We start from the raw sequence: 25,264 nt of genomic DNA, 5'->3' as shown, positions 1-25,264 counted from the left end.
ATGCCTCACAATTCCATATCCTGTTTTCTTGTTGGAGCAATCCGTCCTTCACGCTCCCAGCGCTCCCGGTTCTCCCGATCAGCGTCCAGTTTGCCTTGTGCCAGCTTCTCCTTAATGGATTTTCTGGCTTTATTTTTGATCTGCTCTTTGCCAGCCTGTTTGACCTCCGGTTTTAACAGCACCGCCTGTACCTTTTTGAGAACTTTTTCAGCAGACTGCTGTAATTTTTCTCGCACCCTACTCAGCAGAGTGTTCGCTATCTTCACAACTTCTGGCGAATTTTTGGCATTGGGCGATACCACGCTCTTTCGATATTTCTCAATTACTTCCATACCTTCAAGCTGGGTTTGTTCCCGAACCTTGTCGGTCACAACCTCCACCGCCTTGTCATAGGCTGCACCGGAAACATCTTCCAGTAAGGTTTCTACATCCTCAATTTTTAGCGTCAGTTCCTCCAGCTTTTGCTCCTGTGTCGCCAGCTGCTCCTTCTGCTTCATCAGGATATAATCCTGCTTTTCCAAATAGTCACGCCCACCATAAGACGGCTCCTGTTCCAGATGCAGCCCATGCCGTTTGGCAATGTCAAATAAGATTGTCCGACAGACTGCATCAAAAGTCTGTTTCCGGTTATTGTGCTTTCCTTTTGGCTGTTCCGGTTTAGGGAGAGGGATACCCAGTTCCTCCAACGCCTTTTCCTGCTGGGGGCACAGCTCTCCATACCGATTTTCACAGTCAAATACATGGCGCTCATGGATGTGCGGAGTCCCTTCATCCAGATGGAGCGCCCAGTCTAAAATGTGGATATGAGAACCGAAACGGTTTTCAAATTCCTCATAAAATTCACTGACAATGAGCGCTAAAGTCTCCGGCGGAACGGATTCTTCCATAGTGCCGATCTGGTAGATGCTTTCTTCTGGACAGGTCTTGTTATTTTTCAAAAGATCATCCACAGTGCGATTGCGCTCAATGTGCCGGGTTTTCTCGTTCCGGGCGTTCTGAGCATTGACATGGTCGGCATAATGCTCGTAGTAATACATCCGTTCAATTTCCTCAAAGCTGAAATCCGGCTGCTCTGGGTTTTCCCGAAAGTCGTGGGTGGTAAAGCCCCGGTAACAGTCCCAGTACACATTTTGTCTGGCACGCTCAGCGTCAATGTGTTCGCTATTTTCTACATCGAACCGACGGTCATTGTGCCGGGGATTGTAAGTGCCATGCTTCCCAGATCGTCCATTGTGTCTTGTTAATTTCAAACATTTTTCCTCCTTCCTGCAAAGATGTTCTGGGCTGGGGAGGGCGGCAAAGCCGCCAGACCTGCGAAGTTTTGCGTCAGGTAATACCCAGTATAAGTTGACGCAGGCATCAACTTTCCCTGGGCAAGGCGTTTCACCCTTGACCCGATGAGGCTGGCTGCCCTCAACCCGCCAATGGGCGTTGCCCCTTGACCCCAGCAGTGCGCTGCCGCCCCTGCACCCCGGCACAAAGGGCTGGCTGCCCTCTGTACTCCCGCACCGGCGAAGCTGGCCTTCACCGCAGAAGCGGTTTTTGCCAGTTTCACCGGCTCCGTATCCGTACATTTACGCCCATAGGCGAGAAGTGGATACAGAATACGCCTGCGGAAATTGCCGATCAAAACAGCGGGTGCAGACCCGATATTTTTTCGTAAATCGCCCTCATTTTAAGCGATTTTTTCTTCTGTCTGTATGACCTGAAAGCCATGCTCTTTTGCGTACTCCCTTGCAGCTGCCAGCCGTTCTTCGCTGTACGGCGGCACCAGCCGGATCGAAAGTCGGGACTTGTCCAGTACATAGGTCACGCTACCTTCCGGCGTACTGCGTTCCAAGCGGCACAGCAGAGGGTACTTCCGGCTGAAATCCTCCAGTCTGCGTTTCAAGCTGGCATTGAAGGTGTAGATACTGGCAATCGTCTCGCCCTCATTCCAGTTGATGATGGTTTCTTTTTCATATTTAGACAGCTTCCTCATACAGTTCCTCCTCATAATCGGTGTTTGCTTTCAGCGCACGCAGACTGCGTCTAATCCGGCGGTATTCGTCCATCTCCATACGCAGATGATGGTAAAAGGCTTCGTACCACCTTTCCTCTGTCTCTGTCTCAATTTTACGAGCAAGATGAAGCATCTGGCTTTTCGCCTCCGGGTCAACAGTCAATGCTGTCAGCCATTTCAGCCTTGTCACTGTGTTGTGATGGCTGGGGCAGGCGTAAGCGTAAAGAATTTTCTTTTCCTTCATATTCAGTTTCATAATGATCTACCTCCATTCATTTGGTGCGGTATATCCCGCATCGTTTATTTTTCTGTCTGCCGGTCTGTCTGCAAAGTATTCCTGCCCGGATTCTCTCCCAGCGTATTGTCCTCTTTGGTGCGCTCTTATCGTAGCGTCACTTCCCCGGAGGTCATCCCCCTTGCAGCCGGTCATTCATTTTTCAAGGTTCTATGTCTCCTGACAAGAACCAGTTTACCGAAAAAAGAGGGCTGCTCCCGTATGTCCAAGACGCAGGAAAAACACATGAAAACCGCATATTTCCACGCTCTCGGAAATGTGCTATAATGAAAAACAAAAACCGTTGGCAAGGAGGTGCTTTGATGTACACAAAACTGTCAATCCCGGAACGGCTCAAAGACCTGCGAGTGGTGGATAAGCACCTGACGCTGGAACAGCTGGCAGAACAGACCGGTCTGTCTAAGTCGGCACTGGGGAAATATGAGAGCGATGACTACAAAGACATCAGCCCATTTGCGATTGCGACACTGGCAAAGTTTTACGGAGTATCCACTGATTATCTGATGGGCGTGTCAGAAAATAAAAATCACCCAAACACGGAGCTTCAAGCTCTGCATCTGAGTGACGCTATGGTGGAACTTTTGAGCAGCGGAAAGATCAACAACCGCCTGCTTTGTGAACTGGCGACTCATCCAAATTTCTTGCGGCTGATGGTTGATATGGAAATCTTTATTGACCGGATCGCTGATATGCGGGTGAACCAGATGAATCTGATTCTGGAAGCTACCCGGCAGACCATTCTGAAAGAACACGCACCGGGAGAAAATGATCTGTATATGCGGACGCTGGAATTGGGTCAGGTACAGGAGAACGATTTTTACAGCCATATCCTTCATGATGATCTGGACAGCATTGTCCGGGATATACGGGAAGATCATTTGAAAGACAAGACCACAGCTGACCCACAGCCAACACTGGATGAGGTCAAAGAGAATTTTGAACAGGCCATACAGATGGGAAACGACACAGAAGCTATGATCCATGAGTTTTGTGATAAAATGCAGATTCCTTTTGAAAAAATTTCATCCGAGGACTTTTCGGCTTTTCTGCGGATACTGAGCCTGTCCAAACTGCTTAAAAACCCAAACAATATGCGGGGCAAAGCCAAGCCACAGCCGTATTATATGCCAAAAAAGAAAAAACGCAGGTAGCAAAAAGGCCATCCACTATAAAAGTGAATGGCCTCAGTTTTTCCACCTTCTCAGACGAAAATCATCTCAGACGAAAATCATCTCAGACCGAATGACTTCCTCTGCCCGGTGGCGTATGCTGTTCATGTGACCGACCCATGCAAGCTGGTCTTTTGCTTTCAATTCCTCCGTGACTCCCTCTGTTTCTTTTATCTGGGCAATGGTACAATCCAGACGGTTCTGTGCCTGCTCATCCAGATCGGCAAGATATGTCCACAGCTTTCCAGACAGAAGTAATTCATTGTACCGGTCGGAACAATACTCTTGCAGATATTCCCTGTGCATCCGTCCCCACCGTCCGATGGGGCGGCTTTCCTCCGGCAGCTGTAAGTCTGGAATATAGTAGTCTCCGACCAGAACATAGTCCAGACCGTTACTGTCATCATGGATATGCTTTTTCAATTTCTCCATAGCGAGCTCCTGTTTTCGTTTTATCCGAATCCAGTTGATCGTGTCCCTGTTCATCTGTTATTCAAGGCAACTGAACTCGTCACCATGAATTATGGCATATCCTTTCCGAGTTTTTGGTAGTTCAGTCCGTGGGAGGTCTGCGCGCCCCGGTTCTCGCTCTGGTTATAGCTGTCAATGGTTTCTTTCCCCAGCACGTCCGCGATCTCCTTGGCGTTCTTGCCTCTGCCACTCAGGAAAAGCGTACAGTCGCAGTTGTCGGAAATGATTTCCGCGGCATCCTTGTAGATGGCCTTTAGCTGTGACTGGCTCTGCAAAATGATAGAAGCCGATATTTCACGGCTTCGGATGGTGGCGATCAGCTTGTCAAAGTTGGGTATCTGGCCGATGGTGGCGAACTCGTCTAAAATCAGCCGTACATGGACGGGCAGCCGCCCGCCGTATTTGTCATCGGCCCGATCGCATAAGAGGTTGATAAGCTGGCTCTGCACCATGGCAAGAATGAAGTTAAAGGTCGTGTCCGTGTCGCTCATAATGAGGAACAGGGCCGTTTTTTCATCCCCGATGGTGTCAAGATCCAGCTCGTCGTCCTCCATCAGCTCCCGCACTTCCCGGATGTCAAATGGCGCTAATCTGGCCCCGCAGCTAATCAAAATGGAACTGCGGGTCTTGCCTGCCGACAACAGGAATTTTTTGTACTGGCGCACCGCAAAGTGTTCCGGGTCTTTTTTTTCCAGCCGTTCAAACATCTGGTCAACCGGCGATTGAAATTCCGGGTCGTCCTCGCGGGCTTCGCTGGCGTTGATCATTTCAAGCAGCGTCGTGAAATTCATTTCATCGTCCGGCGCTTCGTACCAGATGTAGCCAATAAGGGCCGAATACAACAGACGTTCCGACTTCACCCAAAAATCTTCGGCGCTTTTTTCGCCTTCCCCCTTGGTGTTGCAGATCAGGGTGTTGACCAGCTTTAAGATGTCTTTTTCCGAATGAATGTAGCGGAATGGGTTGTATCGCATACTTTTGGAAAAGTTGATGGTATTCAGCACTTTGACCCGGTAGCCGCTTCGCACAAGGAGCTGGCCCACCTCACCGATCAGGCCCCCTTTCGGATCGGTGACAATGAAGCTAACCGGATAGAGCTTAGAGGTACACTGCATCAGGTTCGGCTTCACAAAAAATCTCGTCTTGCCGCTGCCGGAACCTCCGATGACCAGCACGTTTTTGTTCCGGGCGGTCTTGGGGTCTTTGGGGCGGTTGTTCATGGTGAGGCGTTCCGTCTGGGTCAGGAGAATGTTGTTATCAAACACCGGGTCGATGTACGGGGCGATATCTTTGGGGCCGCCCCAACGGGCACTGCCGTATTCTACGCCTTTGCGGTATTTCTTGGCGTTCTTGCTCTTGCAGTACACCATCAGACGCAATGCCACCGCACCGGCCACACCCACCGCCAGATCGAACAGGTGGAAGCTGGGGGCGGCGTTTGCAAAGGCAAGGGAGAAGCCGTCTGCAAGGTGCAAGAGCTTTTCCGACAAGTCCGCCCCAGCCGCCAGCCGGTAGGTCTGTCCCAGCTTGCCGAACAGGTAAACGAACAGCAGATATGGTGCGTTGGACAGGATTTGTTTTCTTACTTCTGGCTTCACAGCGACAGCCCCCTTTCCTTGACTTTCTCCTTTGCCCGCTGCTTATCTTTGGCCGCGCTCTTTTGTTTCATGGCGGATAGGGGCTTTCGGATGGAGGGGCGTTCCTGCTGTTTGAGCTTCTTGGCCGTAAACTCCTTAAACGCCTGTTCCAGATTGTCCGCCTGCTTGGATTTGAAAATCACGATATACCGGGGCGGATGGATGGATCGGTCTTTCCGCAGGGTGAAATCAATGTCGTATTTCTTGGCACAGGGCCGAAACAGTCCGATGTTGGCATCGGTGATTTCAATGTTGGACAGGGCGCAACCGTCCTTTTTGAGCTGCCGCAAGCTCTGTCTGCCTTGGTGGGGGTTACTCTTGGCTGTTTGACGGGCAGCCAGAAATTTCTTCATGGCCGCCTGTAATACCTGGCCGGTGAGCTTGCCTGTCTTAACCGCTAATGCGATGGTTTTCTGTTCGATTTCTTCCTGCAACTGCTATCCCTCCTTTGGAAAGTCAAAGCAGGCAGGCAGCACAGCTTAGATCCGCACCCGCAGGCCGGAGAGGTCGTCGGTGCGGATACCCACCAGATACCAGTTGTCAGCCATTTCTATGCGGGTGGGCCTCCATCTGCCGCCTACCAGTACATCAAAGGTTTCTCCGCAGTGCAGGCCGCCGTAGTAGTCCGACAGGTCAAAACGGATGTCATAGCGGTCTGCCTGCTCGTCAAAAATCAAAGTTCCCTGTTTCATAGGGCTGTCCTCCTTTTTCAGATTTTGCCGGTGTTCATATCGTGGGCCACCAGTGCCGTATAATAGCCGTTGATGGTGCTTGGGGCGTTGAACAGAACCGCCAGCAGGTATTTCTTGATATTTCGGATTTCCGTGATGTTTTTGCTGATACAGTCAAAGACAAACTCCATGTGGGAGCTGTTCAGTTTCATCAGTTTTGATTTCACCAGCTCGGCGGGGTAATCGTCCCCGGCAATGCGGATAGTCGTTCGGGCGCTGCATACGGTTTCCACCAGCAAGTCCACGATTTCATCCAGCAGCTCCCGGTCAAGTCGGGTGTTCTGCACCAGATGGGAATACTCGATGTTGTCCATGATGATTTCCCGATAAACCGCTACGGCGCTCTGTGACTTCGCTCCCGTTCCTTTCCGTTCCGGCGGCGCAGCCGCTGTTTTCCCCAAAGGAGAGGTAGGGGAAAGGATAGGAATGGAATCGGTAGTTAATCCATCCGTAGTTAATGGGTCTTTAGTTTGTTTATCTTTATTTAATTGCATTGGATTTCCCGATACCGGGTTTTCCGACGTTGGATTATCCGATGTTGGATTTTCCAACACCGGGTTTTCCGATCCCGGCTGTTCTTCCTCCTCTGCCTCTGGCCGGGGCTGCGGCTGCTCATAAATGGTGTAGATCATATCGGCCATTTTGCCCTTGCCGTCCCGGTTCTGCTGGCGGGTGATGTACCCGGCCTTTTCCAGCTCCCACACCGCCGTCCGTATGGCGTCAATGTTTTCCCGGTTGATAAGGGAGAGGCCCTTTAGGGTAAAATCCCAATCCTCCGGCAAGGACAGCATTTGTGACAGCAGGCCCTTGGCCTTTAGGGATAGGTCTTTGTTCCGCAGGTGGTGGTTAGACATCACCGTGTAGCCCCGGTTTTTCTCCACGCGAAAAACTGCCATCTCGTCGTCCACTCCTTTCACTTGAAATTTCACCGCTCCGTCAAGGGCGGTGAGCTTGCCCGACTGGTAAGGACATTCTGCATAGACGCAAAACTGATACTTCCAGTGTGGGCGGTAAAAGCGGCAGGTGCCGCAGTCCTCCGGCGCTCCGGCCTCGCCGTTGTCAAAATGATCCGCGCCTGGCCTTGTCTGCATGAGCTGTTCAAAGGCCCGGTCACTGCCGGACGTAAAGTACATAGGCGGTCGCTCCTTCCTCTATTTGGGCGCAAAAAAGCGGCGTCCTGATCTCCACAAAGGGAAAAGAGAACGCCGCCATCTGCGGTGTTGTATTCGATTTTTCGATGTGCGCTGTTTGGGATAGTGGACTTCATGGGAAAGGAAAGCGTGTCAAGGCTCTCTCCGAATGTAGTAAATGGGTAGTAAATTCGGTGTCCTTATCCCGTGATTTGCCCGTATTTCCAGGCTTTTTGGAGATAATCAGAGTTTTTTCTTTATAATTTATCAATAATCATACCAACATGAAGCACACGAAAACAGATTGTAACGCGACTTTACTTAATAAATACAAATGAAGAGCAATGAACCTATCTATTCATTACTCTCCAAATATTACCTTTAGCTACTATTTTATTGATACTTGTTATTATCAAAATACTATTTAAGAATTTACCCTGCTTTTACTGAAGACTCATATCCTATTTTTAGAATCTTACATATAATTTCTTGCATATCAATATTTCATGCATAAGCAAATACACCCTTTTTAGATAAAACAAACCCAACAAAATTCTGCTTTTAATATCTTCTTTATTACCAAGGCTTTAATCAATAACAACCCGTAAAATAATATCAATCTTCATACTTGTTTTCTTTTCCCCTGCTATATTGCATTCATATCATGTAAAATTACTCTGTTTCACCTTTCCATCTGCTGCGAAACAAAATAGAACCAAAGCCTATGCCTATTGCCCCTACAAAAATTGGCGGCCATGGATACGTAACATCAATCAGAATACTAAGCGTAAATGGATAGGACACAGATACCGCTGCCATAGCGTTATCTCCTACCATTTGTCCGACATAAACTCCATCCATAAAATTGTAAAGCCCAACAACCACCATGCCGATAATCGCAGGTACGCTAAGTTTTAATACTAAACTTTGCAGGCTGTCATGAAGCAGCATAGGCCGAGTATCATTTTTATTTGACATCATATCACATCCTTTTCTTTTAACTGCCAGCCTTTTAAGTTACCAAAAATGTTTTATTTTGTAAAAGCAGTAATCTTGATGTACAATGTCCATCATTCTTTTAAATCACATAATAAGCCTGCCAAATATTCTGCGTTCTCTTTCTGTTCCATACAAGTATAATGGTTTCCAGGGGTTTCGATAACGTTAAAAGCGCCTAATGCCAATCCCTCCCATGTCTCCAACACCATTTTCTTAAATCCCACTTCGCCCTCCGGGGCAAAGAAATAATTTATTGTACCTAAATACAGGCATATTTCATAATGCATGGCTTCAAATGCCGCAACGCAAACCTGATATAAACTCTTAATAAGCTCCATCGGCATCTCTACATTCGTATTCTTTTTACACTCTACTGCGTATAATCCGAACCGTTCTTCTTTCTGCATCGTTGCCAATTCTCTGAAAAAGTTACCTAACTGCTCCCGTTCGGTTGTTCCAGATATACTTGTCAGAAAGCCCTTATTAATTACTCCTTTTTTCATTGATTCCTGGACTATAATCTGCTCATACAGCGCAGGATTCGGCATCTCAATATCTGCGTAAGAAACTGGGATATTGTCCAAAAACATCATTTCCATTAGCAGTTCATCTTCTACCTTAAATGAAGGAGGCAATAAAAGGCTGTCTAATATTGAGAGTGACTTCACGGTTATTGAATTTTCATTAAGGCGGTTTGCCGTCTCTAATGCTATAACACCACCGAAACAATACCCTATCAAACTTACGGCCTTTACCTGATAACTACAGATTATTTGGGAATATATATCTGATAACATCCAAATCAAATTAGTTGACGGTATTGAACAATACTTATTCGTATCTTTAATACCTATCCCAATCACTTTTTCTCCCTTACTTGCAATTAAAGAATCTGCAAGATAGTCGAAACGGTTAAATGAACCTAATGCACCATGGAATATTATACTAAGTCCTTTCTCCAGATCTCCGCCATATTCCCTCACAAATACAAGTTCAGAGTTTGTGTCCTCCATTTTCTTCTCTTCGACTTCCGTTTCTGTATTATTCCTAATGAACTCCGACAGTTTTTGAATGGTCGGATTATAAATCAGTTCTCTCAGTAAAGCGTCAAAGGCAATATCCTTAGAAATTTGTTCTCTAACTTTTGTAGCCATCTGGGCGAGTATTAGTGAATCCGCTCCCAAGTCATAGAAATTGTCAAATACCCCGGCTGCGCTTTGGGGAACAACGCTGTTCCAAAGCTCTATCAGTTTATTCTGTAGTTCATCAGGATTTTCTTCCCGCATTTCTTTACCTTCTGCGTTTTCCTGTTTAATGATTAACTTTTTAATTTTATCCCGGTCTATTTTCCCATTGGCAGTCAGCGGAAACTCTTCTACCGAAATAATATCCGCAGGAATCATATACTTTGGTAAATACGCTTCTAAATATTGTTTTAAATCAAAATTCTTCACATTCCCTTGAACAGTCTTTACAAAAGCATAAATATCCGTTTTTACCTCATTCAGCACCACCATAGCCTGTGAAACAGATTTATGCTGTTCCAGAGTAGACTGGATCTCTCCTAATTCAATACGGTGTCCTCTCAGCTTTATCTGATTATCATTTCGCCCCTTAAACTCAATCTCACCATTAGGCAGATAACAGCCAATATCCCCTGTTTTATACATTCTGCCATTTTCTCTGCCCGTAACAAACTTTGCCTCTGTCAGCTTATGGTCATTATAATACCCTTCGGCAAGACCTGTTCCCCAAATACAAAGTTCTCCTGTCACGTATACCGGGCATGGGCGTCCTTTTGCATCATAAATAGAGAATCCCTGATTCGATAGAGGTTTGCCATAAGGTATACTCACCTCACGTATCTCATTATCAACACATTCATGATATATGGACCAGATAGAGGCTTCCGTTGCACCGCCTAAGCTGATAACCATGGCATCACCAGCACATTTTTGTATATCCCCAGGCATGCCTACCGGAATCCAGTCTCCTGATAACAGCACGACGCGAAGTGGCAGCTTCTCACTCTTACCAGTAAAATAACCGGTTAAAATCTGCATAAACGCGGGTACGGAATTCCAGATGGTGATTTCGTATTCCTGTATAAGCTCTACCCAATGAGACGGGTCCATGTATCTTGAGAGTTTTGGATAAACCAAGGTTCCTCCGCATGATAATAATCCAAAAATATCATAGACAGACAAATCAAAATTAAGTTTTGACAGCCCTAACACCGAGTCCTGACTACTGACGAAAAATTTCTGGTTAATATCTTTAATTGTATTCCAAGCAGCTTTATGTGTGATAACCACACCTTTAGGAATACCAGTAGTTCCTGAAGTAAAAATAATATATGCCAAATCATCGGGGGTTCCTCGCAGTATCATACTGTTATTACTTATTGCCTCGATCTGGTCTACCGGTAACACCGGCACATGTTCAAAAACTGCACTATGACCCGAATGAACAAGAACTGCTTTTATATCAGCATTGGCTACGATTGTGTTCCAACGCTGTTCCGGCTGCTCTAAGTCAACAGGCACATAAACGCAAGAAGCATATAAAATACCTAATATCGCAGCTACCTGAAATCGACTTTTGGGGAGCAAAACTGCAATATTGCTGCCTGGTTTAATCCCCATTTCACTCAGGTGGTCTGCAATTCCTAAAGCCATATGATGAAGTTCCAAATATGTAAATTTATCTGCGGAGTCAATCACTGCTGTTTTTACAGGTTGCTTCTTAACCTGTTCCAGGAACTCGTCATACAGCATTTGAGAAGATATCTCTTTTGCAGTACTATTTATGCCAGCTATCCGCTCCAGGTGGTAAAGATTCTGGAATGAATCCAGCCAGTTATATTCCAAAAACTTTGAACGTGCGGCCCTTGTCCCCTTTGCGTGTATGGACTCTGGTTGGAGCCCCGCAGCTGGGACAGGTGCCAGGAAAGCTGTATATGGAATTATCCCGGTCAAGGCTGTCCTCTATATGGGGGATAATCATATTGCGTTTGGAGACTAATATCCGACAGCCTGGCTGCAGCTCCAGATCTTTGATAGAGGTAAGGTTATGGAGACTTGCCCTGGAAACCGCGCAGCCGTCAATTTCAATGGTGTCAAACAATGCAGCTGGGGCAAGCTGTCCGGACCTGGTAGGCGTCCATTCGATTGAACGGAAAACTGTTTCAAACGCATCCTCCTCAAATTTGAAGGCTAGGCCGTCTTTATAAACACGGCTGGTTCTGCCGCAGTTTTTTGAATAGGAGATACTGTCATAGACAGCTACAATGCCGTCAATCGGGATCATTTTTTCCCTGGCAATCGTCTCGCTTGATGTAAGTTTCAATCTGTTCTTCCGTAGCATTTTTATCAATGGTATAGGAATCACAGTAGACAAATACATAATCTTTCAGTTTTAAAAGTTTTGCGGATCGGCTGTCGCTGATGACTGCTTCATTATCAAGTCCTTTTAACACATTAAACGGGATAAAAGATACACAGCGTTCTTTACAAACGGCAGAGTTTAAGGTACGAATCGAACCGGACGCCAGGTTTCTGGGCGTTTTGTAAGGTTCTCCCTTCCGATCCAGGATAGAAGTTAGGAGCTTTTCAAAATCATCAATCCGAATATGTGCTTCTCCTGTAATAACCAGCCTACCTTGCAGAACCCAAAAGTGAAAGATAGCCAATTTTTTACTTGTGGATATGATTAGCAGATGTTTCGAAATGAAACAAAATATATGAATGATGGTTTAATAATACACAAATATAGACTAGTTGCACTAAAATAAACTTGTATAAAAGGGAAAAATTGACATAATATACAAAAACGGCTTGAAAAATGGGAATATAAGGGATAAGATTTTAATAACAACAGGAATTGGGAGTGGAAAAGAAATGGAGCAGGAACTGAATGAAAATATGATGAATGTTTTAAAGAATGAGTTAGTAAAGGCCCTTGGCTGTACAGAGCCAATTGCTATTGCATATGTTTCAGCTAAAGCGGCAGAGGTGTTAGGCTGTATACCGGAACGCATTGAAATTGCCTGCAGCGGAAATATTATAAAGAACGCTAAAAGTGCAGTAGTTCCAATGACAGGAGGCATGAGGGGAATTGAGGCGGCTGCCATAGCTGGTGCTATCGGAGGAAAGGCAGATAAGCAGCTGGAGGTTTTAATGGAGGTGACAAACGAAGAGCTTCGCTTATGTAACAGGCTGCTTTGGAAAAAGATGTGTACCGTATCACGTCTGGAAACCATGGAGAAGCTTCATATCATTGAAAAAATGTTCGCGGGCTCAGATGAGGTTGAGATAGAGCTGGCCAGAACACATTTAGGAATCACTAGAATTGAAAAAAATGGATCGCTTATTTTTGAAGCCAAGGTTCAGGAAAAGGAAAACGGTGTTGATTATTCCTGTCTGAGTGTGGAAAATATCCTTGCCTTTGCAAATACAGTGCCGATGGAGGAAGTGATGTTTCTGATTGAAGAGCAGATACGCTGTAATACAGCGATTGCAAACAGAGGATTGTCAGAAAACTTCGGAGCCAATATTGGGAAAACGCTTCTTAGATATTATGGAGATGATATTAAAACTCGGGCAAAGGCTATGGCAGCAGCAGGCTCTGACGCAAGAATGAATGGATGCGAGCTTCCGGTAGTGATTAACTCAGGAAGCGGAAATCAGGGTATGACCGTTTCGTTGCCAGTTCTGGAATATGCAAAGTATCTTAAGGCTGGAAAAGAAATGACAATCAGGGCCTTGGTTTTAAGTAATTTGCTGGCGATCTATCAGAAATACAGAATTGGAAGACTTTCAGCATATTGTGGAGCAGTCAGCGCAGCAGCGGGAGCAGGAGCGGGAATTACATATTTGTATGGGGGTAATGAAAAACAGATTTCGGATACAGTCGCCAATACGCTGGCGAATATATCGGGAATTATCTGTGACGGAGCAAGCGCCTCCTGTGCGGCTAAGATAGCAACGAGCGTGGATGCCGCGATCATGGGAAGCATTATGGCCAGAGAAAATAACGCCTTTATGTCAGGAGATGGCATTGTAAAGGATGGGCTGCAGAAAACAATAAATGGGGTCGTGAAATTGGCCAGAGATGGAATGAAGACAACGGACGAAGTAATTCTAGATATCATGGTGAATGATTAAAGGTAGAAAAAGTAATTGAGCAAGATGAAATGCTCTGGTGATAAAGGAGGAGAAAAGGATGAGAATGAGAATTTTAAGTGTAGCATTAGCGGGAGCACTGGTAACAGCGATATTATCAGGATGTGGAGCCTCAGGCGGAGGATCAAATGCCGGCGCAAGGGGGGATTCAGGAAGTTCTGATACAATTCAGATTGCAGTAGCTGGTCCTATGACAGGTGATAATTCAGAGTATGGAATTGGTTTCACCAATGCCGCGAACATGATGGCTAAGGAATGGAACGATAAGGGAGGCGTGTTAGGAAAGAAGGTTGAAATTGTTCCCTATGACGATAAGAACACATCGGAGGAGGCGACAACAATTGCTCAGAAAATTGTATCTGATAAAAAGGCCGCAGGCGTAATCGGACATTTTGCTTCAGGTGTATGTATGACGGCAGCTCCGATTTATCAGGAAAATAAAATCATTGAAATCTCTCCATCCTCTTCACATCCAGATTATTCAGGAATAGGAGATTATATTTTCAGAAACAATACGATCATTTCCAAAGAGGGTGAGGCAAGTGTGGATATCTCAATCAATGATCTTGGAAAGAAGAAGATTGGAATTATTTCTATTATGACGGACTGGGGAACAAATACTTCTCAGATCATCAAGCAGCTGGTTGAAGCGTCAGGAGATCCAGATGTCAGGGTTGTTGCCCATGAGGAGGTTATGGAAGGCTCCGATGATTATACACCTGCAATTACGAAGTTGAATGAGGCGGGAGCAGATGTTGTAATCTGCTGTGGAATGTATAATCTGGTAGCTCCGGTTGCAAAGCAGTATAAGCAGATTAATCCGGATATTGCAATTGTAGGTTTTTCAAATGCCTATAGCCAGCAGCTAATAGAGCTGGGAGGAGAGGCAGTAGAGGGTGTTTGCTTCCCCGTTATTTTTTTCTCAGAATCAGATGATCCTGCGGTAAAAGCATATGTAGAAAGCTATACAAAGGATTTTGGAGCAGCTCCGTCAGCCTTAACATCTCAGGCATACGATTCAGCTGGAATGCTGCTGACAGCAATCGAGGAAGCAGGCACAACAGATTCGGAGACGGTGAAAAACAAATTATATGAGATTGAGTATAAGGGTGTTACAGGAGATACAAAGTTTGATTCAAATGGAGATGTTGATAAGGAATTTGTAAAGGTTACAATCAGGGATGGGAAGTTTGTCAGAATGAACTAGGCAGACATTCAATATATAAATTGATAACAGGAATTATAAGCTTAAAGAGCAGAGGATGCCTCTGATATGGGCATGTCCCATTGGAGCGAAAGGTATCCTCCCATAGAAAGGGTATCTCATGTTAATACAACAGATAGTGAATGGTTTGGCTTTAGGAATGGGATATGCGTTGATAGCGGTAGGATATTCTCTTGTCTTTGGTATTCTAAGACTTGTGAATTTTTCTCATGGTGCAATTTATGCCTTTGGCGCGGAAATTTCAATGGTTCTGATCGGTCTGAATTTCGGAGCTGTACCTGGAATTATTATAAGCATGATTGCAACCGGAATACTTGGCGTGTTGATTAATAAGGCAGCCCTGGAGCCATTAAGAAAGAAAAAGTCCATGCCGATCGCATCGTTAATTACCACAATCGGTATCTCCAATATTGTGACAAATCTGCTGATTGTATTTCTCGGTTCGGAGAAGAGAAATTTTCCCCAACTATTTAATTACGGCTCTGTTCAGTTAGGTGCAATCAGTATTTCATCAACACAGATTATGATGTGTGTAGTTTCTCTTTCGTTAATGTCTGTTCTGGTATTTATTGTGTATAAGACAAAAATAGGTCTTGCAATGCGTGCCAGTGAACAAAATTCGAAAGCGGCAAATCTGATGGGAGTTAATGTGAATTTTGTTATTTCATTCACCTTCTTCCTGGCAGGGGTGTCTGCAACAATCTCAGGAGCCTTAGTCGGAGGATATTATCAGATCGTATATCCTAATATGGGATTTATGGCAGGCTTGAAGGCATTTGCGGCAGCAGTGCTTGGTGGAATCGGAAGCCTGCCGGGAGCATTACTTGGCGGACTAATTGTAGGCATATCAGAGAGTATGGCGGCAACCTTTCTGGGCTCCACATACCGGGATTCTATCGCATTTATTATTCTAATTATTGTTCTGATTGTACGACCAAATGGTTTGCTTGGACGGAAAGGTATTACTAAGGTATAAATATGGGGAAGACTGGGAATGGAAAAAAGCAAGTAAGTTTACATCAAATGCAAACATTCATTGACAAATACAAAAAGATTTTGCTGCTCGCTACAGGCATAGCATTGATCGCCCTCCCTGTAATGCTGGACAATACGTATTTACTGACGGTATGTGTAAAAATTGGTTCATACACATTACTGGGGCTGGGGTTGAATGTTTTGACCGGATATACAGGACTGGTATCACTGGGACATGCAGGCTTTGTGGCAATAGGAGCATATACTTCATCCTTATGCGCAGTAAAGCTGGGAATGAATTTTTTTCCGGCGATGCTGTTGGGAATGTTAGTTTCGGGACTTGTAGGGGTATTATTAGGGCTTCCAACATTAAGAGTGACAGGAACCTATCTTTCGATTATTACATTAGGTTTTGGTGAAATTGTAAAGATGATTGCAATGAACTGGGCGTCTGTAACAAATGGAACATTAGGTGTTAAAAATATACCGAAGCCATCTATTTTTGGCATGGAATTAACCATTTCCAATTACGGATTATATGATCTGATGCTGGTTTTGGTAGTGCTGACAACTCTTTTCTGCATCGCATTGGTTAAATCAAAGACTGGCCGCGCACTTCAGGCAATCAGAGCGGATGAACTGGCGAGTACCATGATGGGAATCAATGTAACAAGCTATAAAATCCTTGCGTTTGTGATTTCTGCCTGTATCTGTGCGGTAGGCGGCGCATTATATTCTTCATTGATAGGATATATTGATCCAAATACATTTAACTTTGATGTATCAACATTGATTCTTAGTATCGTAATTCTTGGAGGGATGGGAACAATTCGTGGAATGTTTATAGGAGCAGCGCTGCTGATTGCATTTCCGGAAGTATCCAGGTTCCTGATGGAATATAGATTTGTATTATATGGTGTGATCCTGGTTCTGATGATGCGTTTCAGACCACAGGGAATCCTGGGATGGAAGTCTACGATGCCGTATCATCTTACGAAGAGGGTTCAGAAAGAAGTAGAAGCAATGGATCAGTATGGGCCTTTGAATTTGTGGAATGAAACAAAGGGGTGAAATAATGGCAGACAAAGGGCTGTTGCTGGAGGTTAAAAATATTACAAAAAAGTTTGGCGGCATTGTTGCTGTAGATCATGTTAGTTTTAATGTAAACAGAGGGGAGGTCGTCAGCATCATCGGACCTAACGGAGCTGGAAAGACAACTGTTTTCAATATGCTGACAGGTATTTATGAAGCAGATGAAGGAACCATTGTTTTTAAGGATAAGGAAATCCAGAATCAAAAGCCGAAGAAGATTGTCGAAGCGGGAATCTCCAGGACATTTCAAAACATCCGTTTGTTCTCCGATCTGCGGGTTATAGAAAATGTATTGATTGGAGCGCATATAAAAACAAACTATCATTTGTTCCAAGCTGTATTCAGAACCAAGGCATTCAGGCAAGAGGAAGACAGAAAAACAGCCAATGCAATCCGCCTATTGAAGTTAATTGATCTGGATCACAGAAGGGACGATTATGCGGCGAATCTTCCATATGGCGAACAGCGTAAATTGGAAATAACAAGAGCAATCGCAACAGGCGCTGAGCTGCTTCTTCTGGATGAGCCAGCTGCCGGAATGAATCCGCAGGAATCTTCAGAATTGATGGAGTTTATTAATAAGCTGAAAGGCCAGGGATATACGATTCTCATGATCGAGCATGATATGAGTGTCGTAATGAATGTATCAGACCGCATCTACGTCATTGATCATGGAAAGCCGGTTGCGAATGGCATTCCAAAAGAAATCGCAGATAACCCAAAGGTAATTGAGGCGTATTTGGGAGGAGCTCAAAAGGATGCTGAAAATAAGTGATTTGAATACATATTATGGGGTAATTCATGCATTGAAGGGAATTAAGATGGAGGTTGATAAGGGAGAAATAGTTTCTCTAATCGGAAGCAATGGCGCTGGTAAGACAACCTTGCTAAATACCATAGCAGGCGTTACAAAAGCAAGCAGGGGAAAGGTGGAATTTGAGGGGAAAGATATTACAAACTGCCCGCCCTATCGGATGACAAAAATGAATATCAGTATATCTCCTGAAGGAAGAGAGGTATTCCCAGAGCTTACAGTCGAGGAGAATCTCAGATTAGGAGCCTATATTGTAAAAGAGAAAGAAACGATTAACGCAGGCTATGAAAGAGTTTACAAGCTGTTTCCGAGACTGAAGGAACGATACAGGCAGCAGGCTGGTACATTATCAGGGGGAGAGCAGCAGATGCTTGCGGTAGGAAGGGCCTTAATGCCGGGTCCCAAGCTGCTGCTTTTGGATGAACCTTCACTGGGCCTGGCACCCAATTTTGTAGAGATGATCTTTGATATGATAAAAGAAATCAATAAACAGGGGGTTACTATCCTGTTGATTGAGCAGAATGCAAATATGGCATTGTCAGCATCAGATCGAGCCTACGTTCTGGAAAATGGTGTTGTGACAATGAATGGAGATGCAAAGAAGATTGCGTCAGATCCGAAGATCAAAAAGGCATATCTTGGACTTGGATAAGCAGGTATGTAGAACCTGGAAAGGCTGTTTTTGACGGCTGCATATGAATTATATTTGAAAGAGGTGTTATTGAAATGAAGAAAATTATTAATAATCCGGCAGATGTCGTCAGCGAATCGCTGAACGGTATGCAGCAAGCATATCCTGAATTTTTGGAGTATACTCCGGATGCGGAAATAATTTCACGCCATGAAAGAGGAAATAAGGTTGCTGTCATCTCTGGCGGAGGTGCAGGACATGAGCCTTTGCATGCAGGCTTTGTTGGAAAAGGAATGCTGGATGCGGCTGTATCCGGAAATATATTTTCATCGCCCAGCCCTGACAGGATCGGTACTGCAATTAAAAAGATGAATACGGGCAAAGGCGTTCTTCTGATTGTAAAGAATTATTCAGGCGATATTATGAACTTCGGACTGGCGCGGGATCTGGCAGAGGCAGATGGTATTGAGGTAGAAAGCGTTGTAGTAAAAGATGATGTGGCTGTTTTGGACAGTACATATTCAACAGGGAGAAGAGGTATTGCGGGAACTGTATTTGTACATAAAATCGCAGGAGCAAAGGCTGAGGCAGGGGCAGGTCTGCCGGAAGTAAAGGCTGCGGCTGAGCATGCCATTGCAAACATCCGCAGTATGGGAATGGCAATGACGCCCTGTATTCTTCCGGCAGTGGGAAGGCCTGGCTTCACCCTTGCAGAAGACGAGATCGAAATTGGTATGGGAATTCATGGAGAGCCGGGAGTAGAAAGAACAGGGATCAAAACCGCAAAAGAGACGGCAGAAATCCTTCTTGATAAAATTCTGGCAGATTACGACTACAGTAATAGCGAGGTTGCTGTTCTGGTCAATGGCCTTGGGGGAACTCCCCTTATGGAATTATATATTTTAAATAAGGAAGTACAGGCGTATCTAAAGAAGAGGGGAATTAAAGTGCACAAAACCTTAGTTGGAAACTATACAACGGCACTGGATATGACGGGCTGCTCTCTGACGCTGATGAAGCTGGATGCAGAATTAAAGGAATTGTTAGATAAGCCTTGTGATACGCCGGCGTTAAAGTTCTGAGGGGGGAAAGATGATGGGGTTTAAACTGACAGCAGCGGATTACGCGGAATATATTAAGCGCGCCTATGCTCTGATACATGACAAGGGAGATTATGTGACGGAGCTGGATCTCGCCACAGGAGACGGCGATCATTGGTCTAATATTAATATGGGATTTGAAAGTCTTGTTAAGGATATTGACAGCTTGGCAGCTATGAATATTAGTGATGAACTGAAGGAAATCGGAAAAATCATGATGTCTGTAATTGGAGGTTCCTCGGGTGTCCTATATGGAAGTGCATATTTGGCGGCAGCAAGGGCAGTTCAGACAAAGGAGGCATTAGGGCGTCAGGAGCTATATGATGTGCTTGAGGCAATGTTAAGAGCTATAGCCAGCAGAGGACAGGCAAAGGAAGGCTTCAAGACAATGCTCGATAGTCTTGCGCCTGCGGTAAAGGAATATAAGGTCTGTTTGGAACATAATTGTGATGACCAAACCCTGTGCGAGAGAGTGAAGAAAGCGGCTGTTGATGGAGCAGAGAATACAAAGAATATGGAAGCAGTCAGAGGCCGCGCAACCTATCAGGCAAATAAGGGGGTAGGATATTTGGATCCGGGAGCTGTAACGATGTCGTATCAGATTATAGCCTTAATGGATTATGTAGCTGAAACGCTTTAATCCATTTTATATAAAAATTTTCAGGAGGAAAAGAAATGATTAAGAACAAAGCAGAGGATAGAGGGCAGCACACCGAGGATTTAAGAAACGCATTTGAACATAGAGCAGCCTGGATGTATTTGATGTATAAAGAGGCAAAGAAGCAGGGGTTAAGTGATGCTTTTGCCCATGAAGCAATCAGAGCATGCGGACGCTTCCATGGTGAAACAAAGTATACACACACAGATGATTTTAATATTTTCTACAGAGAATTTATTAACGATAATGTAAAGGGTGTTTTTCAGATGGAAGACAACTGTAAAGAAGGAACGTTAAGCGTTGATTTCCACTACTGCCCGCTGGTAGCAGCATGGAAGAAACTGGGCGCGTCAGATGAGGAGTGCGAGGTGCTTTGTGATATTGCCATGGATGGTGACAGGGGTATTTGTGAAACGCTTAATTTTGATTTCTATCTCGGAAAAACAATTGCAAAGGGAGATGACATTTGTGAAGTAAGGATTAGCAAAAGGTAGGTCTGGGAAGCTTTTATTTTATATTTAACTGAAGAATAAGACTCTCATATGCAAATCATGCATGTGAGGGTCTCTTTCTTAATTTGCTGAGTAGACTATTTGTATAGGGGAGGGCAGAAGAATGGGGACAATGTTAGGAACAATAAAGGGGTTTGTAGATAATTTTGCAGGGGTGATTTCAGATGTATTAGATACAGATGTGATTATTACAGATTCCAGCATGAATATTGTAGGGAGTTCTTTCAGATATTTTTCACTGTACAACCATATTCAGTATGGTTCTTTGATTGCGACGGTTCTTATGAATAATCAGAATTTGCTGATAGATGAAAAAGCTTCGATACAAAGCTGTAGAGAATGTGAAAAATATAAGGAATGTAAAATGCGAGGCTTTATAGGAGTTCCTATTCGTTATGGGAATCAGATTTTGGGAGTGATTGCCCTTGTTTTGCCAAGATTTAAGGTGAAAACACTATTTGAAAACATTGGTTCTACTGTGTTTTTTATGGAACGAATGGCGGAATTAGTGGCAGCCAGGATACAGAATCACATTGAAAAGAAGGGGTTAAAACAGAAGATTATGCAGATTGAATCCATTCTGGATTTAATGGAGGATGCTGTTTTATATACAGATGTATATGGGAATATTCTATATTTAAATCAGACATTTCGGGATATTTTCGGGATAAAGGAAGATTATATAGGAGTAAATGCAGCCAGAATTTATCCGGAGCTTGAGGAATGGTACAGGAAGGGCAAAGGAATTGATAATGAAAAAGTTTCTATTCATTATGAAAGCGGGAGTTTTTATGGAATAATAAACAGCAAGAGAGTATGGCTGAATGAACAGGAATATGGCGTTGTTTTGAGCTTTCGTCCCTATCGGAATATTCAAGATACATCAAAGCTTTTCTCAATTGGAACACTTGTGACATTCAGGTGGCTGAAGCAGTTTTTGGGAGAGGAGATGATAGAGAAGGCAAAGAGGTATGCAAAAATAGATGAGAATATACTGATTTCAGGAGAAGATAATGTTTTAAATGAAATGCTCGGAAAAGCAATTTTTAATCAGTCGCCAAGGCGGCTGGAGGATTTAAAATTGGTTTATGCACAAAACTCCTATCGGGAATTGTTCGTTCATTATTTATTGGATGAGAATGGACTTTTGCGTGGACTGAACCGGGGAACGATACTTATTGTACAGCCAGAGTATCTGGCGCTTTATGTTCAGGAAAAATTAGCTGAATTTATAAGGACGGGACGCATTATATTGAAAGGTGGATACAGCATACACACAAATGTAAGGTTTATTTTTTGTACAACAGCGAATTTGGCAGAATTGGCAGAGGATGGAAGATTTAGTCAGGACCTTTATTATTTGATATCAAAGAATGAGATAAAAAATACGGAAACGCTGTATAATGACTTTACGATTTTTTCAAGATACATTCAGACAGGATTAAAATATTATTGCCATTTATATGAAAAAAACGAATTAAGATTATCATCGGAACATCTGAAGGGATTATGGAGAAAATACAGAGATTGTACAGTGACAGATATAGAATTCATGCTGGAGCGGATCGCCAGCAGGAGATATAAAGAAGATCTGTGGAAAAAGGAATTGACAGAAGAGGAGCACTGCTCTTTGGAGGAGCTTGCAAAGATACAGTTAAAAAAAATGCTTGCTGATGGATATAGTAAAAAGGAGATAGCTAATATCCTTAAAATATCAAGAACCACATTATACAGGAAATTAAAATCATATCAGTTGGAATAAACAGGGGAGGAAACATGTAAAAAGTATATGGAGCATTACATAATTTGAGCTTATGTATTCAGAAAAATATCATTCAAAAATCTCTAAAGTGATTGAAAATAACAAAGTAATTCTATATAATTTAACATGAAAAACAAAATTTAGGAGGTGTTTCTATGAAAACAGTAATTATTGGAACAAACCATGCGGGAATTGCGGCCGCAAATACACTATTAGATAACTACCCAAATCAGGAAGTTGTTATGATTGATCGAAATACGAACCTCAGCTATTTAGGGTGCGGCACCGCGCTTTGGGTAGGAAGACAGATTGATTCCTACGAAAATCTGTTTTATACCAGCTCAAAGGCATTTGAAGAGAAAGGCGCTTCAATCCATATGGAGACGACCGTTACGTCTGTAGATTTCGCTAAAAAATTCGTTTCCTGCATAAACAAGGAGGGAAACACCTGGAACGAGTCATATGACAAATTGATTTTGGCGACAGGCTCTTTGCCCATATCGCCGGATATTCCTGGGAAGGATTTAGACGGAGTCCATTTTTTGAAGCTATTCCAGGAGGGACAGGAAGTAGACAAGGAATTATCAAAGGAAGAAGTAAAAACAGTTGCTGTGATTGGAGCGGGATATATCGGTGTAGAGATTGCGGAAGCAGCGAAACGCAGAGGAAAGCAGGTTTTGCTTTTTGACGTAGCTCCAACCTCGTTGTCAACGTATTATGATGAGCAATTTACAGCAGATATGGATCAGCGGCTGGTGGATCATGGTATTGAAGTTCACTTCTCAGAAAGGGTAACAGAGTATCATGGAAAAGATGGGCGTGTTGCTGCACTAAAGACGGAAAAGGGGGAATATCCGGTTGACGCCGTTATCAACGCAATCGGCTTTATTCCTAATAATCAGTTGGGCAAAGAACATTTGAAGCTGTTTAAAAATGGCGCTTATCTGGTGGATCGGCGTCAACAGACCAGTGATCCTGACGTTTATGCGATTGGGGATTGCGCTACAGTGTATTCAAACGCATTACAGGAGGTTACTTATATTGCTTTAGCGACCAATGCCGTGCGTTCTGGAATCATTGCCGGTCATAACATAGGTGGAACGGAATTAGAAACCATCGGCGTACAGGGGTCGAATGGTATTTCCGTATTTGGCTATAATATGGTTTCTACCGGTCTTTCTGTGAAAGCTGCTGTGAAAGCAGGGCTGGAAGTAAGCTATACAGATTATGAAGATTTACAGCGTCCGGGCTTTATGAAGGAGAATGCGGCAGTAAAAATCAGGATTGTATACGAAACAAAATCCCGGAGAGTGGTGGGGGCGCAGATGGCCTCTACAGAAGATATTTCCATGGGCATTCATCTCTTTTCTCTGGCAATAGAGGAAGGTGTGACAATCGATAAGATGAAGCTGCTGGATATTTTCTTCCTTCCTCACTTTAACCAGCCTTATAATTATATTACAATGGCAGCCTTAGGAGCTAAATAAAAGAGCCCTAAATCAGAAATAATGTATGCACTTTGTAGAAATGTTGTAACGTAGGTTCTACGAAAATGCTGCACCCCCAATACGGTTTCAGTAGCTATAAAAGCCGCCTGGAACCGTATGTTCGTTTTAGAAAGATAGCCTTTGGTTGAATTTGATATGGAATTTCCATAATGCAGCATTTTAAGTTTGATCTTAGATATGCAGACCGGGCAACCAGGCACGTTTTTGTACTAGAAATCTGACAGATGTTATAAACTGAAGTAAAGGCAGTGCAGCAGGCAGGTGTTTGATGCTTAACTATCTATGGGCTGGAATGACTTTGACAGGCGTTCTATGGGGAGCCTTTCACGGACAGCTTTCAGCGGTTACAGACGGAGCTCTTCAGGCGTCTAAGGAGGCGGTAACTTTATGTATTACCATGCTGGGAGTTATGACACTCTGGACGGGAGTTCTGGAGATAGCTCACAGGGCAGGACTGGTGGATCAGCTGTCAAAAAAAATGTCGCCAGTTTTAAACTTTTTATTTCCCAGACTGCCTCCAGAGGGAGAAGCCAGGAAGCAGATTGCTGTGAATATGATTGCCAATGTTTTGGGGTTAGGCTGGGCTGCCACGCCAGCTGGGCTGCGGGCAATGGAAGAACTTAAGAAGGTAGAGGAAATGCAAAAGAAGAGCCAGAACCAGACTGGGGCCAGGAAGGCCCAGCCGCCAGGAACTGCCAGCAATGAGATGTGTACCTTTCTGATTATAAACATTTCATCCCTCCAGCTGATTCCCATGAACATGATTGCCTACAGAAGCCAGTACGGAAGCGTAGCCCCTGGGGCCATTGTAGGTCCGGCGCTGGTGGCGACGCTGATATCAACCGTAGTGGCAGTGATATACTGCAAGATCATGGATGTATGAATATTTATCAGGAAAAACCTGAGTACTGATTCGTTTTCATGAACGGCCTGGGAGTTGGAAGAACATTCGTCTCAGATGGCTCCAAGGCCTTCCGCCAGTAGATATTATACCGGGCTGGTTCGATGATACGCGAAAGCGGTTCAAAACACCAGACCGAACCATGTGCATCCTCCGGAGGGATACCATCGCCGGAGGATATGGTATAATCTCTGAAACAGAATGACCTTTTAGACGTTTAACGGGATTGTTTTTAGCTGGGGTTAACAGGCACGATAATGGCTGCAATAATATAGGCCAGAATCCCGGCGCTTGTACAGATAAAAAGAGCCCAGAGCAGGCGGATGATGGTGGGGTCTATGTTGAAATATTCACCAAGGCCGCCGCATACGCCGCAGATCATTTTGTTACGGTTGGAACGGTATAATTTTTTCTCCATAATTTGCTGTCTCCTTTTTTTATATGATAGTGAGTAAACAAAGATAATTTA

Annotated in this window: 26 protein-coding genes and 1 pseudogene; 13 read left to right on the top strand and 14 right to left on the bottom strand. The window is 44.1% G+C overall.

Going from position 1 to position 25,264, the window contains the following annotated elements; genetic code table 11:
• Positions 1-5: 5 nt before the first annotated feature.
• The 4 genes from FYJ39_RS11970 to FYJ39_RS11955 all read right to left on the bottom strand — a co-directional run bounded on the left by FYJ39_RS11970 (position 6) and on the right by FYJ39_RS11955 (position 2,258).
• Positions 6-1,250: a serine/arginine repetitive matrix protein 2 gene (locus FYJ39_RS11970; protein WP_154472687.1), complete on the bottom strand. Its 1,245-nt coding sequence runs from the start codon at positions 1,248-1,250 to the stop codon at positions 6-8.
• Positions 1,247-1,555, bottom strand: coding sequence for a hypothetical protein (locus FYJ39_RS11965; protein WP_154472686.1), 309 nt, complete (start codon positions 1,553-1,555; stop codon positions 1,247-1,249). Before FYJ39_RS11965 ends, FYJ39_RS11970 begins: the two co-directional genes overlap by 4 nt.
• Positions 1,556-1,675: 120 nt before the next feature.
• Positions 1,676-1,981, bottom strand: a complete 306-nt coding sequence (locus FYJ39_RS11960; RefSeq protein WP_004612788.1) for a hypothetical protein — start codon at positions 1,979-1,981, stop codon at positions 1,676-1,678.
• A complete protein-coding gene (locus tag FYJ39_RS11955; protein ID WP_002594258.1) occupies positions 1,965-2,258 on the bottom strand; it encodes a hypothetical protein in 294 nt (97 codons plus the stop codon). Before FYJ39_RS11955 ends, FYJ39_RS11960 begins: the two co-directional genes overlap by 17 nt.
• Positions 2,259-2,599: 341 nt before the next feature.
• Between FYJ39_RS11955 and FYJ39_RS11950 the strand changes: the two genes are divergently transcribed.
• A complete protein-coding gene (locus FYJ39_RS11950; RefSeq protein WP_154472685.1) occupies positions 2,600-3,448 on the top strand; it encodes a helix-turn-helix domain-containing protein in 849 nt (282 codons plus the stop codon).
• Positions 3,449-3,514: 66 nt separating this feature from the next.
• Here the strand turns inward: FYJ39_RS11950 and FYJ39_RS11945 are convergent, their stop codons facing one another.
• From FYJ39_RS11945 to FYJ39_RS11905, 9 genes and pseudogenes are all read right to left on the bottom strand, one after another.
• Positions 3,515-3,898 carry a TnpV protein gene (locus FYJ39_RS11945; RefSeq protein ID WP_154472684.1) on the bottom strand — a complete coding sequence of 128 codons (384 nt, stop codon included), beginning with the start codon at positions 3,896-3,898 and terminating at the stop codon, positions 3,515-3,517.
• Positions 3,899-3,993: 95 nt separating this feature from the next.
• Positions 3,994-5,535, bottom strand: a pseudogene (locus tag FYJ39_RS11940) (VirD4-like conjugal transfer protein, CD1115 family); the annotation flags it as partial.
• The gene (locus FYJ39_RS11935) at positions 5,532-6,008 is read right to left on the bottom strand and encodes a PcfB family protein (RefSeq protein WP_154472683.1); all 477 of its coding nucleotides are present in this window, start codon (positions 6,006-6,008) and stop codon (positions 5,532-5,534) included. The gene FYJ39_RS11935 and the pseudogene FYJ39_RS11940, both read right to left, overlap by 4 nt.
• 45 nt (positions 6,009-6,053) lie before the next feature.
• A complete protein-coding gene (locus tag FYJ39_RS11930; protein WP_154472682.1) occupies positions 6,054-6,266 on the bottom strand; it encodes a DUF5348 domain-containing protein in 213 nt (70 codons plus the stop codon).
• 17 nt (positions 6,267-6,283) lie between these two features.
• A complete protein-coding gene (locus tag FYJ39_RS11925) occupies positions 6,284-7,438 on the bottom strand; it encodes a DUF6017 domain-containing protein (protein ID WP_154472681.1) in 1,155 nt (384 codons plus the stop codon).
• A gap of 669 nt (positions 7,439-8,107) precedes the next feature.
• Positions 8,108-8,416 (bottom strand): hypothetical protein, encoded by a 309-nt coding sequence (locus FYJ39_RS21515; protein WP_407923839.1) that lies wholly within the window; start codon positions 8,414-8,416, stop codon positions 8,108-8,110.
• Positions 8,417-8,505: 89 nt separating this feature from the next.
• Positions 8,506-11,211, bottom strand: a complete 2,706-nt coding sequence (locus FYJ39_RS11915; protein WP_235919816.1) for a non-ribosomal peptide synthetase — start codon at positions 11,209-11,211, stop codon at positions 8,506-8,508.
• Between the two features lie 82 nt (positions 11,212-11,293).
• Positions 11,294-11,782, bottom strand: a complete 489-nt coding sequence (locus FYJ39_RS11910) for a hypothetical protein (protein ID WP_195840422.1) — start codon at positions 11,780-11,782, stop codon at positions 11,294-11,296.
• On the bottom strand, positions 11,730-12,125 hold the full coding sequence (locus FYJ39_RS11905) for a hypothetical protein (RefSeq protein ID WP_178258018.1): 396 nt from the start codon (positions 12,123-12,125) through the stop codon (positions 11,730-11,732). The genes FYJ39_RS11910 and FYJ39_RS11905 overlap by 53 nt, the downstream gene beginning before the upstream one ends.
• A gap of 208 nt (positions 12,126-12,333) precedes the next feature.
• On the opposite strand from FYJ39_RS11905, the gene FYJ39_RS11900 reads away from it, so the two are divergent.
• The 12 genes from FYJ39_RS11900 to FYJ39_RS11845 all read left to right on the top strand — a co-directional run bounded on the left by FYJ39_RS11900 (position 12,334) and on the right by FYJ39_RS11845 (position 24,777).
• Positions 12,334-13,599 carry an L-cysteine desulfidase family protein gene (locus FYJ39_RS11900; protein ID WP_154472679.1) on the top strand — a complete coding sequence of 422 codons (1,266 nt, stop codon included), beginning with the start codon at positions 12,334-12,336 and terminating at the stop codon, positions 13,597-13,599.
• 58 nt (positions 13,600-13,657) lie between these two features.
• Positions 13,658-14,824: an ABC transporter substrate-binding protein gene (locus FYJ39_RS11895; RefSeq protein WP_154472678.1), complete on the top strand. Its 1,167-nt coding sequence runs from the start codon at positions 13,658-13,660 to the stop codon at positions 14,822-14,824.
• A 118-nt stretch (positions 14,825-14,942) separates the two neighbouring features.
• Positions 14,943-15,818, top strand: coding sequence for a branched-chain amino acid ABC transporter permease (locus FYJ39_RS11890; RefSeq protein WP_154472677.1), 876 nt, complete (start codon positions 14,943-14,945; stop codon positions 15,816-15,818).
• A 47-nt stretch (positions 15,819-15,865) separates the two neighbouring features.
• On the top strand, positions 15,866-16,888 hold the full coding sequence (locus tag FYJ39_RS11885; RefSeq protein ID WP_235919815.1) for a branched-chain amino acid ABC transporter permease: 1,023 nt from the start codon (positions 15,866-15,868) through the stop codon (positions 16,886-16,888).
• Between the two features lie 4 nt (positions 16,889-16,892).
• Positions 16,893-17,684 (top strand): ABC transporter ATP-binding protein, encoded by a 792-nt coding sequence (locus tag FYJ39_RS11880; RefSeq protein ID WP_154472675.1) that lies wholly within the window; start codon positions 16,893-16,895, stop codon positions 17,682-17,684.
• Positions 17,668-18,375: an ABC transporter ATP-binding protein gene (locus tag FYJ39_RS11875; RefSeq protein WP_154472674.1), complete on the top strand. Its 708-nt coding sequence runs from the start codon at positions 17,668-17,670 to the stop codon at positions 18,373-18,375. The genes FYJ39_RS11880 and FYJ39_RS11875 overlap by 17 nt, the downstream gene beginning before the upstream one ends.
• Positions 18,376-18,449: 74 nt before the next feature.
• Positions 18,450-19,436 (top strand): dihydroxyacetone kinase subunit DhaK, encoded by a 987-nt coding sequence (gene dhaK, locus FYJ39_RS11870; RefSeq protein WP_154472673.1) that lies wholly within the window; start codon positions 18,450-18,452, stop codon positions 19,434-19,436.
• A gap of 10 nt (positions 19,437-19,446) precedes the next feature.
• The gene (gene dhaL, locus FYJ39_RS11865; RefSeq protein ID WP_407923838.1) at positions 19,447-20,094 is read left to right on the top strand and encodes a dihydroxyacetone kinase subunit DhaL; all 648 of its coding nucleotides are present in this window, start codon (positions 19,447-19,449) and stop codon (positions 20,092-20,094) included.
• Between the two features lie 35 nt (positions 20,095-20,129).
• Complete coding sequence (locus FYJ39_RS11860) at positions 20,130-20,606, top strand: L-2-amino-thiazoline-4-carboxylic acid hydrolase (protein WP_154472672.1); 477 nt, start codon at positions 20,130-20,132, stop codon at positions 20,604-20,606.
• 121 nt (positions 20,607-20,727) lie between these two features.
• Entirely contained in the window at positions 20,728-22,386 is a 1,659-nt protein-coding gene (locus FYJ39_RS11855; RefSeq protein ID WP_154472671.1) for a sigma 54-interacting transcriptional regulator, read from the top strand.
• Positions 22,387-22,541: 155 nt separating this feature from the next.
• Positions 22,542-23,873, top strand: a complete 1,332-nt coding sequence (gene nox / locus FYJ39_RS11850; protein ID WP_154472670.1) for a H2O-forming NADH oxidase — start codon at positions 22,542-22,544, stop codon at positions 23,871-23,873.
• Positions 23,874-24,162: 289 nt separating this feature from the next.
• Complete coding sequence (locus FYJ39_RS11845; RefSeq protein WP_154472669.1) at positions 24,163-24,777, top strand: nucleoside recognition protein; 615 nt, start codon at positions 24,163-24,165, stop codon at positions 24,775-24,777.
• A gap of 250 nt (positions 24,778-25,027) precedes the next feature.
• On the opposite strand, the gene FYJ39_RS11840 is transcribed toward FYJ39_RS11845, so the two are convergent.
• A complete protein-coding gene (locus tag FYJ39_RS11840) occupies positions 25,028-25,213 on the bottom strand; it encodes a PspC domain-containing protein (protein ID WP_154472668.1) in 186 nt (61 codons plus the stop codon).
• Between the last annotated feature and the right edge of the window lie 51 nt (positions 25,214-25,264).

The sequence above is a fragment of the Clostridium porci genome, from assembly GCF_009696375.1.
GTDB lineage: Bacteria > Bacillota > Clostridia > Lachnospirales > Lachnospiraceae > Enterocloster > Enterocloster porci.
Note: the sequence above shows the minus strand (reverse complement) of the source record. Positions and strands in the feature narration are given on the sequence as shown.

Coding starts and splice junctions, on each gene's coding strand:
- FYJ39_RS11960 (WP_004612788.1), bottom strand. CDS start 1,981: ATGAGGAAGCTGTCTAAATATGAAAAAGAAACCATCATCAACTGGAAT.
- FYJ39_RS11955 (WP_002594258.1), bottom strand. CDS start 2,258: ATGAAACTGAATATGAAGGAAAAGAAAATTCTTTACGCTTACGCCTGC.
- FYJ39_RS11950 (WP_154472685.1), top strand. CDS start 2,600: ATGTACACAAAACTGTCAATCCCGGAACGGCTCAAAGACCTGCGAGTG.
- FYJ39_RS11945 (WP_154472684.1), bottom strand. CDS start 3,898: ATGGAGAAATTGAAAAAGCATATCCATGATGACAGTAACGGTCTGGAC.
- FYJ39_RS11930 (WP_154472682.1), bottom strand. CDS start 6,266: ATGAAACAGGGAACTTTGATTTTTGACGAGCAGGCAGACCGCTATGAC.
- FYJ39_RS11925 (WP_154472681.1), bottom strand. CDS start 7,438: ATGTACTTTACGTCCGGCAGTGACCGGGCCTTTGAACAGCTCATGCAG.
- FYJ39_RS21515 (WP_407923839.1), bottom strand. CDS start 8,416: ATGATGTCAAATAAAAATGATACTCGGCCTATGCTGCTTCATGACAGC.
- FYJ39_RS11915 (WP_235919816.1), bottom strand. CDS start 11,211: ATGCTGTATGACGAGTTCCTGGAACAGGTTAAGAAGCAACCTGTAAAA.
- FYJ39_RS11900 (WP_154472679.1), top strand. CDS start 12,334: ATGGAGCAGGAACTGAATGAAAATATGATGAATGTTTTAAAGAATGAG.
- FYJ39_RS11895 (WP_154472678.1), top strand. CDS start 13,658: ATGAGAATGAGAATTTTAAGTGTAGCATTAGCGGGAGCACTGGTAACA.
- FYJ39_RS11890 (WP_154472677.1), top strand. CDS start 14,943: ATGTTAATACAACAGATAGTGAATGGTTTGGCTTTAGGAATGGGATAT.
- FYJ39_RS11885 (WP_235919815.1), top strand. CDS start 15,866: ATGCAAACATTCATTGACAAATACAAAAAGATTTTGCTGCTCGCTACA.
- FYJ39_RS11880 (WP_154472675.1), top strand. CDS start 16,893: ATGGCAGACAAAGGGCTGTTGCTGGAGGTTAAAAATATTACAAAAAAG.
- FYJ39_RS11875 (WP_154472674.1), top strand. CDS start 17,668: ATGCTGAAAATAAGTGATTTGAATACATATTATGGGGTAATTCATGCA.
- dhaK (WP_154472673.1), top strand. CDS start 18,450: ATGAAGAAAATTATTAATAATCCGGCAGATGTCGTCAGCGAATCGCTG.
- dhaL (WP_407923838.1), top strand. CDS start 19,447: ATGATGGGGTTTAAACTGACAGCAGCGGATTACGCGGAATATATTAAG.
- FYJ39_RS11860 (WP_154472672.1), top strand. CDS start 20,130: ATGATTAAGAACAAAGCAGAGGATAGAGGGCAGCACACCGAGGATTTA.
- FYJ39_RS11855 (WP_154472671.1), top strand. CDS start 20,728: ATGGGGACAATGTTAGGAACAATAAAGGGGTTTGTAGATAATTTTGCA.
- nox (WP_154472670.1), top strand. CDS start 22,542: ATGAAAACAGTAATTATTGGAACAAACCATGCGGGAATTGCGGCCGCA.
- FYJ39_RS11845 (WP_154472669.1), top strand. CDS start 24,163: ATGCTTAACTATCTATGGGCTGGAATGACTTTGACAGGCGTTCTATGG.
- FYJ39_RS11840 (WP_154472668.1), bottom strand. CDS start 25,213: ATGGAGAAAAAATTATACCGTTCCAACCGTAACAAAATGATCTGCGGC.